The sequence below is a fragment of the Pseudomonas halotolerans genome (assembly GCF_039581215.1).
Classification (GTDB): Bacteria; Pseudomonadota; Gammaproteobacteria; order Pseudomonadales; family Pseudomonadaceae; genus Aquipseudomonas; species Aquipseudomonas tehranensis.
In genome coordinates this window covers 141075-154125 of record NZ_JBCNTJ010000009.1, presented here as the reverse complement: position 1 = coordinate 154125, position 13051 = coordinate 141075, and the positions used below count along the sequence as shown (strand labels likewise).

Annotated in this window: 16 protein-coding genes; 6 read left to right on the top strand and 10 right to left on the bottom strand. The window is 61.9% G+C overall.

What is annotated here, in order from left to right; translation table 11 throughout:
• Window positions 1-234: 234 nt before the first annotated feature.
• Window positions 235-909 carry a histidine phosphatase family protein gene (locus AAIS01_RS14620; protein ID WP_343469541.1) on the top strand — a complete coding sequence of 225 codons (675 nt, stop codon included), beginning with the start codon at window positions 235-237 and terminating at the stop codon, window positions 907-909.
• A 24-nt stretch (window positions 910-933) separates the two neighbouring features.
• Here AAIS01_RS14620 and mnmH read toward each other — a convergent pair whose 3' ends face one another.
• A complete protein-coding gene (mnmH, locus tag AAIS01_RS14615; RefSeq protein ID WP_343469540.1) occupies window positions 934-2037 on the bottom strand; it encodes a tRNA 2-selenouridine(34) synthase MnmH in 1104 nt (367 codons plus the stop codon).
• Complete coding sequence (selD, locus tag AAIS01_RS14610) at window positions 2037-3071, bottom strand: selenide, water dikinase SelD (protein ID WP_343469539.1); 1035 nt, start codon at window positions 3069-3071, stop codon at window positions 2037-2039. Before selD ends, mnmH begins: the two co-directional genes overlap by 1 nt.
• A gap of 139 nt (window positions 3072-3210) precedes the next feature.
• On the opposite strand from selD, the gene AAIS01_RS14605 reads away from it, so the two are divergent.
• On the top strand, window positions 3211-3495 hold the full coding sequence (locus tag AAIS01_RS14605; protein WP_343469538.1) for a hypothetical protein: 285 nt from the start codon (window positions 3211-3213) through the stop codon (window positions 3493-3495).
• 6 nt (window positions 3496-3501) lie between these two features.
• Here the strand turns inward: AAIS01_RS14605 and AAIS01_RS14600 are convergent, their stop codons facing one another.
• Window positions 3502-3954, bottom strand: a complete 453-nt coding sequence (locus tag AAIS01_RS14600; RefSeq protein WP_343469537.1) for a DMT family transporter — start codon at window positions 3952-3954, stop codon at window positions 3502-3504.
• A 2-nt stretch (window positions 3955-3956) separates the two neighbouring features.
• A complete protein-coding gene (locus tag AAIS01_RS14595) occupies window positions 3957-4451 on the bottom strand; it encodes a DMT family transporter (protein WP_047228444.1) in 495 nt (164 codons plus the stop codon).
• Window positions 4452-4562: 111 nt separating this feature from the next.
• Between AAIS01_RS14595 and AAIS01_RS14590 the strand changes: the two genes are divergently transcribed.
• From AAIS01_RS14590 to AAIS01_RS14580, 3 genes are all read left to right on the top strand, one after another.
• Window positions 4563-5495 carry a LysR family transcriptional regulator gene (locus AAIS01_RS14590; RefSeq protein ID WP_343469536.1) on the top strand — a complete coding sequence of 311 codons (933 nt, stop codon included), beginning with the start codon at window positions 4563-4565 and terminating at the stop codon, window positions 5493-5495.
• A 53-nt stretch (window positions 5496-5548) separates the two neighbouring features.
• Window positions 5549-6334, top strand: coding sequence for a hypothetical protein (locus tag AAIS01_RS14585; protein WP_343469535.1), 786 nt, complete (start codon window positions 5549-5551; stop codon window positions 6332-6334).
• 69 nt (window positions 6335-6403) lie between these two features.
• A complete protein-coding gene (locus AAIS01_RS14580; RefSeq protein ID WP_343469534.1) occupies window positions 6404-6991 on the top strand; it encodes a DcrB/PsbP domain-containing protein in 588 nt (195 codons plus the stop codon).
• A gap of 143 nt (window positions 6992-7134) precedes the next feature.
• Here the strand turns inward: AAIS01_RS14580 and AAIS01_RS14575 are convergent, their stop codons facing one another.
• From AAIS01_RS14575 to AAIS01_RS14560, 4 genes are all read right to left on the bottom strand, one after another.
• Window positions 7135-7851: an alpha/beta hydrolase gene (locus AAIS01_RS14575; RefSeq protein WP_343469533.1), complete on the bottom strand. Its 717-nt coding sequence runs from the start codon at window positions 7849-7851 to the stop codon at window positions 7135-7137.
• Between the two features lie 64 nt (window positions 7852-7915).
• A complete protein-coding gene (locus AAIS01_RS14570) occupies window positions 7916-9028 on the bottom strand; it encodes a M14 family metallopeptidase (protein WP_343469532.1) in 1113 nt (370 codons plus the stop codon).
• A gap of 104 nt (window positions 9029-9132) precedes the next feature.
• Window positions 9133-9912, bottom strand: coding sequence for an ABC transporter substrate-binding protein (locus tag AAIS01_RS14565; RefSeq protein ID WP_343469531.1), 780 nt, complete (start codon window positions 9910-9912; stop codon window positions 9133-9135).
• Between the two features lie 185 nt (window positions 9913-10097).
• Window positions 10098-10532: a rhodanese-like domain-containing protein gene (locus tag AAIS01_RS14560; protein ID WP_343469530.1), complete on the bottom strand. Its 435-nt coding sequence runs from the start codon at window positions 10530-10532 to the stop codon at window positions 10098-10100.
• A 103-nt stretch (window positions 10533-10635) separates the two neighbouring features.
• Between AAIS01_RS14560 and ftrA the strand changes: the two genes are divergently transcribed.
• Entirely contained in the window at window positions 10636-11610 is a 975-nt protein-coding gene (gene ftrA / locus AAIS01_RS14555) for a transcriptional regulator FtrA (protein ID WP_343469529.1), read from the top strand.
• A gap of 33 nt (window positions 11611-11643) precedes the next feature.
• Here the strand turns inward: ftrA and cobF are convergent, their stop codons facing one another.
• The gene (gene cobF, locus AAIS01_RS14550; protein WP_343469528.1) at window positions 11644-12399 is read right to left on the bottom strand and encodes a precorrin-6A synthase (deacetylating); all 756 of its coding nucleotides are present in this window, start codon (window positions 12397-12399) and stop codon (window positions 11644-11646) included.
• Complete coding sequence (locus AAIS01_RS14545; protein WP_343469527.1) at window positions 12396-12974, bottom strand: histidine phosphatase family protein; 579 nt, start codon at window positions 12972-12974, stop codon at window positions 12396-12398. The genes cobF and AAIS01_RS14545 overlap by 4 nt, the downstream gene beginning before the upstream one ends.
• Window positions 12975-13051 lie beyond the last annotated feature (77 nt).

Sequence of the window (13051 nt, the reverse complement as noted above, 5' to 3'; positions counted from 1 at the left end):
CACGCCCCATTCTTAAATCCGCAACATCCTGTCGCTAACATTCGCCCTACCTCCTGCCAGGAGGCCGTACAGTGCAGGGAATCGGTCGGTATCGAACCAAAGGGCGCCAGAAGACTCTGAGCAATGCCCCGAGAAATCGAAGCGGCGTCACGACAAGGAAAACACCTGAAGCCAAAAACTCTGTGGTGCCCGGGTTTGTCAGCCTGATGAGAGAGAGCCGAAGAATATTATTCGATGATGAACCCACTGAAATTCGCCAAACGCTTCAAGCGCCGACCGTGGCTGATGTTACCTACGCTGCTTGTTGCTTGTGGCCTGGGGCTGTTGCTGGAATCGAGCGTCAGTCGCGCCCAACCGGCCGACGGCATCCAGACCTTGGTGTTCCTGCGCCACGCCGAGAAACCCGCCGGCGGCCTGGGTCAGCTCAACTGCCAGGGTCTTAATCGCGCCATCGACCTGGCCACCCTGCTCCCGGAGAAATTCGGCAAGGCCGACTATGTGTTTGCGGCCAACCCTACGCGCAACGTCGAAGAGGGTGAGCTGGACAACTCCTACAGCTACATCCGCCCACTGATGACCATCAGCCCCAGTGCCATCAAGCTCGGGCTGCCGGTGAACATCGAGTATTCAGCCAATGACACCAGCGACCTGGCGGACGAACTGCTGGACGACAAGTACCACGACTCGATCATCTACACGGCCTGGTCGCACGGCTATCTGCCGGAGCTGATCAACGAGGTCGCCAGCGACGCGATGGGCAAGAAGCAGACGATTACCGATGACTGGGAATCGGGGGATTTCGATTCGCTGTACGTGCTGACCCTGACGTGGCACAACGGCAAGGCCAGTCTCACCAGCCAGAACTACAAGCAAGGCCTGGACAACGGGCAGGAAACTTGTCCGACATAGACTGCTGTGTCTGGAAAGAAGCGATCATCCTTTGCGGGCCGCTCGCTCTCGCAGATATTCCAGCACCGCGCCCTGCTCACCCGCGAATTCGATCCGCCCGCCCTTCTTCTCGCGCTGGAACACATACATCGGGTCGTAGTATTCACGCAACAGGCCTTCGATCCAGCCGCGATGCAAGTCGACGGCGCCGCTGGAAGCCTGCTCGACCAGGGCAGCTTCCATGATCTGAAGCAAACGTCGATGGCGGTCGCCCCCCAGGCGTTTGTGGATGTTGTTGAGGCTGCCCAACAACCGTTCGCAAAACAGCGAGAACCCTTCATCGCCATGCACAGCGACAAATTCGCCGCACAGGTTGATGACGTAATCGCGCAGGATCCGCTCGACCCGTCGCTCCAGGCTGTCCTCAAGCCAGACCATCGGTACCTGTTGCATGCGCTGGTACAAAGGCAGTGGCAAGGCGCAACTGCCGACCATGCGGCTTTCATCTTCCAGCACGAATTGCTCGATACCGGCGGCACGTTTTTTCAGCACATCCACCGCCAGCAGGTTCTCGAAATCGATATTGGAAGGCTGCCCGGTGGCGCGCTTGCCGAAGCTCGAGCCGCGATGGTTGGCGTAGCCCTCCAGATCCAGGCTGTTGCCCAGTTGAGTCAACACTTCTGTCTTGCCGGTGCCGGTCATGCCGCCCAGTAACACCAGGTCGCATTGGGCAACCGCTTGCTCGACGGTGTCGAGCAAGAATGTACGCATGGCCTTGTAGCCACCGCCGACCCTGGGATAGTCAATACCCGCCTCGTCCTTGAGCCACTGCTGGACAATCTGTGACCGCAAGCCCCCCCTGAAACAATACAACACGCCGTCAGGATGGGTCGTTGCGAACTCGGCCCAGGCCTGGATGCGTTGCGCCTTGGTATCGCCGGACACCAATTGATGCCCGAGGACAATGGCCGCCTGCTGGCCCTGCTGCTTGTAGCAGGTGCCGATCCGTTGCCGTTCGATGTCGGTCATCAACGGCAGATTGACTACGCCGGGGAATGCACCCTTGAGAAATTCGACGGGGGCACGGGTGTCCATCATCGGCCGGTCATTGAGAAAAATGTCGCGGTAATCGGTGAGGTCGTTGGCCATCAAGACACCTCGACCGCACAGGTCTGTCGCTCGACCAGTTCACCGATCGGCTCCAGTGCAAGCCCCAGTTGCGCGGCCACCGCCAGAAACGCTTCGTTGCCCTCGGGCGTGACAGCGATCAGCAGGCCACCGCTGGTCTGCGGGTCGCACAGCACTCGCTTGTGCAGTTCCTGCAGACGCCCGACCTTGCTGGCGTAGCTGTCGTAGTTGCGCAACGTACCGCCCGGCACGCAGCCCTGGTCAAGGTAATACTCGACGCCCGGCAGACGCGGCACCGCGTCGTAGCGGATACGTGCGGTCACCTGGCTGCCATCGGCCATTTCCACCAGATGCCCGAGCAGGCCGAAACCGGTGACGTCGGTCATCGCCGCCACGCCGTCGAGCTTGCCGAAGCGGCTGCCCGGTTTGTTGAGGGTACACATCCAGTCGCGGGCCAGGCCCACATCGGCAGCGCGCAGCTTGCCTTTCTTTTCCGCGGTGGTGAGGATGCCGATGCCCAAAGGCTTGGTCAGGTACAGGCGGCAACCGGCAGTGGCGGTGTCGTTGCGCTTCATATGACGCTTTTGCACCAGGCCCGTGACCGCCAGGCCGAAAATCGGCTCCGGCGCGTCGATCGAATGGCCGCCCGCCAGGGGAATGCCAGCCTCGTCACACACGGAACGACCGCCGCGAATCACTTCACGAGCGATTTCCGGGGCCAGCACATTGACCGGCCAGCCGAGAATCGCAATCGCCATCAACGGATCACCGCCCATGGCGTAGATGTCGCTGATGGCATTGGTGGCAGCGATGCGACCGAAATCAAAAGGATCGTCGACAATCGGCATGAAGAAATCGGTGGTGGAAACCACCCCACGCTCCTCGTCGATGGCGTACACCGCGGCGTCGTCACGGGAGGCATTGCCAACCCACAACTTGGGGTCAAGGTTCTGCGCACCGCTGCCGGCCAGGATCACTTCCAGCACCTGTGGCGAAATCTTGCAGCCGCAACCGGCGCCGTGGCTGTACTGGGTCAGGCGAATCGGCTCGCTCATGGGCATACCTCTCGTAAGTCAAGGGGGGCGATTCTAGCAGCAACGCCGCCGGTTCTGTGCCGACGCGAACCCATTGAATTTTCCCCCAGCAGAGGAATCACTAGAAGACCCGCCGAGCACTCATCTCAGGAGACCGCCGATGCCCCTCGCCCCTGCTGCCGACGACAGCACCGACCTTAAATATGGCCTCGACACGCTGTTTGGCCGCCAGACCAAAAGCGTCGATTGCCGCTACGAAGTCCAACGCCTGGATGACGGTGAACCGCCGTGGTTCGCCCTCCACGTACAGCCGCCACTGCCGGATGATCTGGAAAAAGCCCAGGTCGTGGTCTTCAGCACTGAAGGCCGGCATATCGGCGGTATTGTCCGGCTTGCCAAGCGCCTGGACGATGGCAGCCTGCAACTGGACGTCGAGCCCGACTGACCGTTCTCAGGCCTGCCGCGCACTGCTGCGATACATGAACACCAGCGCCAGTGCCAGGCAGGCCATTGCCAGTACCCGGTTCCCGGACAACGCCATAGCGGGGTTGCCCAACCAGCCGAAATTGTCGATCAGCATGCCCATGGCCAACTGCCCGAGGATCACCGCCACGGTCGCCACGGCGGTGCCGACCCTTGGCACCGCGCCGACCATGACCATCATGTACACCACGCCAAACAAGGCACCGCCAAGTTGCCATTTCGGCACGTCCAGCAAGCTGACGGCGTGAGCGGGTTCAAAAAACACGATCAGTAACCCGGTGATCACCGTCCCCACCACGAATGTCAGCAGACTGCTGCGCAGCACACCGACCGTCTGACCCAGGCGACCGTTGATGGCCGCCTGCACACTCAACACCGCACCGGCAACAACGACCAGCAGCAATAGCAGAAACAGATTCATGTTCAACCTCGGGCAATCAGGACAAGGGCTACGACAATCAGCGCCAAGGCGAGCCAGCGCTCGCCGTTGACCCGTTTGCGGGTTGCGCCGAACCAGCCGAAATGGTCGATCAGCACGCTTTTGCCCACTTGCCCGGAAAGGATTGCGACCATGGTCATGGCAATGCCGATGTGGGGCGTGGCAAGCGTCAGCACCACCACATAGATCGGCCCCAGGAAACCGCCGATCAATTGCCAGCGCGGCAACTCATTCAAGGCGGGGCCCTGCTGCGGGCCACTGAGCAGCAACAGCAGAAACAGAATCGCCGAACCGACGCCGAATATGCTCAGCGTCGCCCAGAGATGCCCCACTTGAACCCCCAATGGCCCCAGCAGACCGGCCTCGACCGACAGGCCCATGCCGGCCAGAATCACCAGGGGCAATAACAGCCAGCGCAAAAGCGCTCGGGGTTTGGAGGCAGCCGCCGGAGCGGCGGCGTTGAGTGAAGACGCTTGCATGATCAGAACCTGTGAGAAGAACAATGAGCGGGATTATCGGCTGGCGCAGCTGTGCGATAAATGGGAGCATCCCGACAACACTTTTGCGTAACTCGCACAGCGGAGCAGTCCATGCACGGTCTCAATGAACTCGGCTTCAAGGCCCTGCGATTGTTTGTCGCCGTGCTCGACCACGGCAGCTTCTCGGAGGTGGCCCGGCGCGAGGGCTTGGCGCCGTCGTCGATTTCCCGGCAAATCCAGTTGATGGAACAGGCCCTCAACCAGCAGTTGCTGTATCGACACACCCGCGCCGTTTCGCCCACCGAGGCGGGCCGCCTGCTGGGCCATCATGCACGCCTGTTGCTGGTGCAACTGGAAGAAGCCGAACAGGCGCTGCAGGAGCAACACAGTGAGCCGGCCGGACTGGTGCGGATCAATGCCCCGGTGGTGTTCGGCCAGCGCCATCTGACGCCTTGGCTGGGGTCATTGTGTGAGCGCTACCCGAAGCTGCAACTGGACATCCAGCAAACCGACAGCTACGTCGACCCACTGCAGGAAGGCGCGGACCTGCTGTTTCGCATCGGCCCGCTGCACGATTCAGGCATGCAGGCGCGAATCCTCGCCCCTCACCGCTTTCAGATCGCCGCCAGCCCCGCTTACCTGGCCCGTCACGGCACGCCGTTCGAACCAAAGGATCTGGCGAACCATCAGTGTCTGGCCTACAAGGGTGTGGCCGGCCAGCAGCGCTGGTTTTTCCGCCGTCCGGGTCAGGCCTGGACGCCCTACAGCGTCAAAGGGCCGATCACCGGCAACCACGCCGACACCCTGACCCAGGCGGCCGAACAAGGCCTGGGGCTGGTGATGTTTCCGTCGTGGCTGATCGGCGAAGCCGTGCGCAACGGCACCTTGGTGCCGGTATTGCGCGACTACGAAGCCTCCAACAGCCTTGAGCCCCAACAGATCGCCATTCTCTGGCCGGGCAGCCGACGTCTGTCGGTAAAAGTGCGTACCGTGATCGACTTTTTTCTGCAGTGCTTTGGCGAAGTGCCCTACTGGGATCGCTGAAACTGGAAGGTCGGTGCTAACGTGTCGGCCCGACGCCTGACAAGGACAACTCTGTGCTGCTGCTCAAATTATTGGTGATTCCCGCTTTCCTGCTGCTGATTTCCCTGGCCGGCAGGCGCTGGGGGCCGAGCGTGGCCGGTTGGCTGTCGGGGTTACCGGTGGTGGTGGGTCCGATTCTGTTGTTCCTGGCCCTGGAACAGGGCGAGGCATTTGCCGCTCAGTCGGCCACAGCGGCGCTGTCGGCCATGTTCGCAATGATTGCATTTTGCGTGGTGTACGCCCGGGTCGCCCAACATCGTGACTGGCCGTGGGCGCTGGGTATCGCGTTGGGCGTCTGGGCGCTGGTGGCGATGGTGCTGTCCTGGTTGCCGGCCTCGCTGCCGCTGTCGAGCGTGATCGCCATTGTTGCGTTACTGGCCGCGCCTTATCTGTTCCCGACGGTTCGACCGGTGATGACCGGTCCGGCGCCCAAATCCGACAAACTGCTGCTACGCATGGTCGCCGGCGCGCTGTTGACCCTCGCGGTGACGCTGCTGGCCAGCACCGTGGGTGAACGCTGGAGCGGGCTATTGGCGGTGTTCCCGGTGCTGGGCAGCGTCATGGCGGTGTTCTCCCAGCAAACCCGGGGCGCGGCCTTCACCGCCGCGTTGCTGCGGGCCACGGCCACCGGTATGTATTGCTTCACCGCGTTTTGCCTGACCCTGGCCCTCACCTTGCCGCTTGTCGGCATGCCGGCCTTTGTCGTGAGTGTCGCGGTGTCAGTGGTCATGCTGCTGGTGACCCGCCGCCTGCTGGTGCGCGCCTCTGCTCCACGCACAAATGATGTGGCGCACTCGTGACCGGCGCTGGAGCCGGTTGGACGCCCATGGGATGATCGCGCTCAAGCCCCCCCTCTGTGGAGCGTTTCAATGTCAATGGTAAGAAAACAAGCCACTGCCCTGGCGCTGACGGCCATCGCCTGCCTGATGGTGATGCCTGCTTATGCCGCACAGCCCAAAACCGGCGGCGCAGCCCCGGCACAAAAGGTGTCCCTGCTGAGTGGCCAGTTCAACTTCACCCTGCCCAAGGGGTTCACGGCGACACCGCTTCCGGCCGGCGACGCCGCCCAGGGCACGGCTGGGGCGAAGGGGACGATGTACAGCAATGCCACGAGCAAAACCGTGGTGATCACGGCTGAAAACACCATCATCGATGGCACGAATGTGAAGGACGATGACAGCACATTCCTTGATGCCACCATGGCCGACTTCGCCGTCCAGAAAACCAAGGCTCTGCCGGACGCCAAGATCCTGAGCGAGAAAAGCCTGACCCAAAAAGGCACCGGCCTGGGTCTGCGCCAGCTCGATACCCGCGCGACCCAAGGCGGTGGACCTACCCTCGATACCACCTTGCTGGGTGCTTCCGGCACGCGTATGGCCGTGGTACAGATCATTTCCCGGGCCAGCGACAAGGCCGGGCATGAGGCACTGGTGAAGCAGATCGTCGCGGGTCAGTGACCCGATAGACTGGGTTGTTTTCATCGCGAGCAAGCTCGCTCCCACATTTTTCCGAGCGGTGCTCAAATGCTGGATTGCCACCGGTCCTGTGGGAGCGAGCCTGCTCGCGATGGCGGTGGCACACTCAGGATCCCTGTCACTGATCAGGGATTAAGCCGCTCCAGCCAGGCGCGCAGATCCCGCACCTGCATGGCACTGACGCTGTGGCCAACGCCCGGATAGGCATGGAATTCGGGCTCCAAGGCCAGGGTCTTGAGAAAGCTGTCGGCCTCGGTGCCGTCATGGTACGGGATCACAGAATCCGCCGTACCATGACCGATGAACACCGCCAGCGTCCGACGCGACTCGTCGGGGGTCAGCTCGGCCCGCAGCACTGACAGCACCCGCCCGCCCAGCGCGGCAATGCCACCGACGGCCTCGGGATGGCGCAAGGCGACCTCGTAACTCATCATCGCGCCTTGGCTAAAACCGACCAGGTAGACGTTGCTCGCATCGGTCGGGTACTTGACCCGGGCCTTCTCGATGAAATCCAACAGCATCTGGCCGCTGGCTTTCAGGTCCGCCGTATCGCCGTCGTAGGCACCCTCGCCCTTCTTGGCAAACCATTGATACTGGCCCCGTTCCACGGTCTTGGGCGCTCGTACCGATAGGTAGTTGTAGTCACTGGGCAGTTCATCCTTGAGGTCGAACAGGTCTTGTTCGCTGCCGCCGGAGCCATGCAGGAAAATCACCAGCGGCCGGTTCCTGGCCTGCTCATCGGCGTGGGCCAGGTACTTGAGGGGCAAATCGGTGTGCAGCGCAGGCTGAGCCTGCACACCGCAAGACACGACCAACAGCAACAGGGCGAGCGCTTTGAACATCAGTCTTCCTCCATCATTCGATAGCCGCACGGCAACGAGCGTGCGCTGAGGTAGACAGCAGTTATCAGTCGTTGATCAATTTCCCCGCGCGAATCGGCTCTCGTCCGGCAACTTTCGCCTGCCAGATGCCAGGCTGGGTATAGCGCCCACGGTCCAGGGCAAACAACACGCCGCGGGTGCCGGCCCGTACAGTGGTGACCCGATCGTTCAACGGATCGACCACTTCGAACAATGGATCGCCCTGCTCCACCCACTCACCGGCCTCGCGCAGGAAGCTCACCACCCCATGATGCGGCGCAAACAGGTACTCAGTGCCTTCGAACGGAAAACCTTCACAACATTGCGCTGGCACGGGCGGCCAGTCCCCCCCGATGAAACCCTGCTCGGCCAGGAACCCGAGAATGGCTTCGCAATTGGCCTGGGCCTGATCCACCCGGGTGTCGCCCATGCTACCCAGTTCCAGCGTGGTCGCCAGGTTGGCCGGCGGGATCGCGGCCTCGGGGTAGGCCTTGGCCAGGCGTAGCCAGGGTGAGGAACAGGACTCGTCGAACGAACTGCCGCCAGAGTCTTCGCACAGCAACGCCACGCCCGCCTTCAACCGCGCGGCCAGGGAGCGCCACTGCGGCCAGTGTTGCGGCAAGGCGTACAAGTGAATCGCCGCCTCGAAGTCGCAATGCAGGTCCAGGGTGACATCGGCGTCGCAGGCATGGCGCAGCAGCAGGCGATGCAGGGCCTCGAGTTGTGAGGGCGGCGCCGGCAGATCATCCAGCACCTGAACCATGGTCTGGCGGATCAGCGTGATATTGGCGGCCGGGTCGTCGCCCAGGCGATCACCGATGCGGTGTGCCACCGGTGCGCTGAGTTCCACGAAAGAACGATTGAAGTTCTTGCCACTGCCCAGTTCGAAACGCCCCAGGTGAGCACTCTGCACATGCTGGTCCAGGCCGATGGGGTTGGCCACGGGCACCAGTTCGATCACGCCGTTGAGCAAGCCTTGGGTCTCAAGCTCGTTGAGTCGTTGCTTCAGTTCCCATGCCGTGCGCATGCCGGGCAATTCATCGGCGTGCAGGCTGGCCTGGATATACGCCTTGCGCGGACCGTGGCCGTAACGAAACACACTGAGCCGGCGCTCGGTGCCCAGGTGGCTCCATGGCAGGGGATGGTCGATACGTTGCATGAGGAACTCCCAATAACGGTATTTCGACGGGCGCCGGGGTAAAACACTCGCCCATGAAAAAGGTGGCCGACCGGGTCAACGGCGGGCCACCTTGGTTTCAGCGATTAATGCCCGTAGACATCAAAAGCGAAGTACTTGTCCTGCACTTTCTTGTACGTGCCGTTGGCACGGATTTCGGTGATGGCAGCGTTGAATTTTTCGGCCAGGGCCTTATCCCCCTTGCGCACAGCAATGCCGGCACCGCCACCGAAGTATTTGGCATCTTCATAGGTCGGGCCCACGAAGGCAAAACCTTTGCCGGCATCCGTTTTCAGGAAGCCGTCGTCGAGGTTGACCGAGTCGGCGAGCATGGCGTCGAGACGACCGGCGACCATGTCCAGGTTGGCTTCCTGCTGGGAACCGTAGCGCACCAGATTGATACCGGCGGGCACCAGCACCTCGGTGGCGAAACGGTCGTGGGTACTGGCGCGCAGTACACCGACTTTCTTGCCCTTGAGTTCGGTCAGCGGATCCTTGACGTCGCTGCCTTCCTTCATCACGAAACGCGCCGGGGTGTGGTAGTACTTGATGGTGAAGTCGACGTTCTTCTTACGGTCATCGGTGATGGTCATGGACGACAGGATCGCGTCGATTTTCTTCACTTTCAGCGCCGGAATCAGGCCGTCAAATTCCTGCTCGACCCAGGTGCACTTGACCTTCATCTGTTCGCACAGCGCGTCGCCGATATCAACATCGAAACCCGTCAGTTTGCCGTCGGGGGTTTTCATCGAGAAAGGGGGATATCCCGCTTCGATTCCGAGGCGGATCGGCTTGGCGTCTTCGGCCACGGCCGACAAGGACAACACGGACAGTGCCAGGGCACCAAACATTGCTAGTTTGTTCATTTTCGCTCCTGAGGCGCAGTTTTTTTATTAGCAGGTTATCGGCAGATGTTTAGGCAGCGTTCGGTCAATAAAACCGAAGTGGCCGGCAGTCTAGAGGGGCGCTCAGGAGGCGAATTGTGTTGAGGCGACAAATATTTATAGAAACAACCGGGTCACAGGGATTGCATCCTACTGGCTGGGAAGGATCAGCAATCGCAGCCGACTGCCGTGTCCAGCACACACTCCACTGCACCATTCAGGCGCAAGCCTTCGTCCAGCCAGCCCATGACACCGCCAATCATTTCCTTGACCGGATAACCCAGGGTCGCCAGACGCACTGCCGCTTTGTTCGCGCCGTTGCAGTGCGGGCCCGCGCAATAAACCACGAACAGCGTGGTCTTGGGGTAAGCCGCCAGCGCCTGGGCGGTCAGCGAGCGGGTTGGCAGGTTGATCGACCCAGGCACATGTCCGCGCTCGAAAGCCAGTGGCCCGCGCACATCCACCAGCACAAAATCGACTTCTCCCGCCTGTTGGCTGGCGTGGACGTCGGAGCAATCGGTTTCGAACGTCAGACGCCGGCTGAAATGTTGCAGGGCAACGTCGGACGGAGCGGCGGGCACTTGGCGAACCAGGCTGGTCATGAGGGTGTACTCCACAGACAAATGAGGGGGTGAGCAGACTTTATCCGGCCGATGCTTACCGCTACAGTGGCGCACAAGACACTCTGTGGGAATTTTCCGCCATATGCCGCCCAATCCCGGTCTGGTCGCCATCCTCGCCTACGACGGCCTGTGCACCTTCGAATTCGGCATCGCCATCGAGATATTCGGCCTTGCCCGACCTGAGTTCGATTTCCCTTGGTACAAACACCGGATCGTGGCCGTTGACGACGGCCCGATGCGGGCCATGGGCGGCTTCCAGATCCTGGCCGATGGCGGCATGGAACTGCTGCAAACGGCGCGAACCATCGTGGTGCCCGGCTGGCACAGTCGCGACGAACCACCGCCGCCGGCGCTGCTTGAGGCTCTGCGCAGCGCTCACGCCCGAGGCGCGCGCCTGCTCTCGATCTGCTCCGGGGCGTTCGTGCTGGCCGCCGCCGGGTTGCTCGATGGGCTGGGCGCGACCACTCACTGGCGCTACACCGACGAACTGGCCAAAAGTTTTCCCGCCATCCTGGTAGACCCGGATGTGCTGTACGTGGATTCCGGGCAAGTCATTACCTCGGCCGGTAGCGCTGCGGGCATTGATGCCTGCCTGCACTTGGTGGCGCGGGATTTCGGCACTCAGGTCGCCAACACCGTGGCGCGGCGACTGGTGATGTCACCGCAACGCACGGGCGGCCAGGCGCAGTTCATTCCTTCGCCGGTCAGCCGCACGCCACGCAGCGATTTGTCCGGTGTCATGCACTGGGCCCGCGAACGCCTGCACGAGCCGCTCGGTGTGCGCGAACTGGCCAGCCAGGCGGCCATGAGCGAGCGAACCTTCTTGCGACACTTCACCCAGGCCTGCGGCCTGTCGCCCAAGGCCTGGCTGCAACATGAGCGTCTGGCCCGGGCGCGTGAACTGCTGGAAAGCACCGAAGACAACACCGACAACATCGCCCAGTTGTGCGGTTACCGCTCGGTGGAAAGCTTTCGCGTGGCATTTCGCAGCGTGGTGGGGCTGGCGCCCTCAGTGTACCGGGAGCGGTTTGGGCGTGGGGCGAAGGCGGTCAGCTGACGCGGGAACTGCCGAACATTGGGATTTGAGCCATCACGGTTTGCGCAACAAATAAGTATCCATGATCCACCCATTGGCCTGCCGCGCAGCCTTGCGGGCACGTTCGATGTCATCAGCCACATCCCCCAGCCGACCGGCGAGGAGGATTTCATCCGGGGTCCCCACATAGGCCCCCCAGTAAATATGCGTATCAGGCTCGTTCACCTGACGATACGCATCGTCGGCATCGAGCATCACCACCACGCTTGCCGAGTCACCCACCTGCCCCGCCGCCAACCGGCGGCCGGTGGTGATCTCCAGCGAACCACCAATACTGTTCAATGGCACCTTGTGTTGCGCCGCCAGGGCCTGGACGCTGGTGATGCCCGCAATCACCTCGAATTCGAAGGCGCAGCGACCCGCGTCGAGGATTGACTGCAAGATACGCACGGTGCTGTCGTACAACGACGGGTCGCCCCAGACCAGGAAACCGCCGCACTGCCCGTCAGACAACTCATCATTGATCAACCGCTCGAAGGTGGCCTGCTTCGCCCGGTTCAGATCTTCGACACTGGCGGCGTAGTCCACGTCGTCGCGTTGTCGCTCGGGGCTGTAGGCTTCGACGAAACGGTACGTACGATCAACGATGTAGCGTTGGCAGATTTCCCGCCGCAGATCCAATAACGTCTGCTTGGCAGGCCCCTTGTCCATGAGAAAGAACACATCCACCCGATTCAAGGCCTTCACCGCCTGGATGGTCAGGTAATCCGGATCGCCGGCACCGATACCGATGACTGACAGTTTTTTCATTCGAGTGACTCCTGGCCGACCCCCTGGGTGCGCAACCGCCACACCCCGTTGAAACGCAACTCGACAGTGGACAGCGGTTCGATGTCGATACGGTTGAAGGCGGCTGCCGGACAGCGCAACACCGTCACCAGCGCCGCACGGATCACGAACGGATGGGTAACGGCCAGCAGATGGCCCGACCGGCCTTCCAGACTCGCCAACCAGGCTGCGACACGATGGCACAAACGGGTGACGGATTCGCCGCCATGGGGCGCGGCATCGGGATCGTCAAGCCAGGCTTGCAGTGGTTTGGGTTCAGCCTTGAGCAACTCGTCGATGGACAACCCACGCCAGCGTCCCAGATCGCAGTCGGCCAAGTCAGCGACCACCTGGGCCTCGTCACCGAACAGGGCGGCAGTCTGCCGGGTGCGCAACTCCGGCCCGCAGAACCATTGCCGGACATTTCGGTAACCGTGCCCCGGCTCCGGGCGCTTGGCCAGCCAGGCTGCATCCAGCGGTTCATCCAGGCCGAAACGCGCCTGTTTCTGGGCGACGGTGCGGGCATGGCAGATCAGGGTCAGGCGAGTGGCGTGCACGCGGGGTACTCAGGTAATCGAACGGGATTCATGGAGGCGATATGCAGGCTTTTCTTGTACAGCACCTTATATGAAAT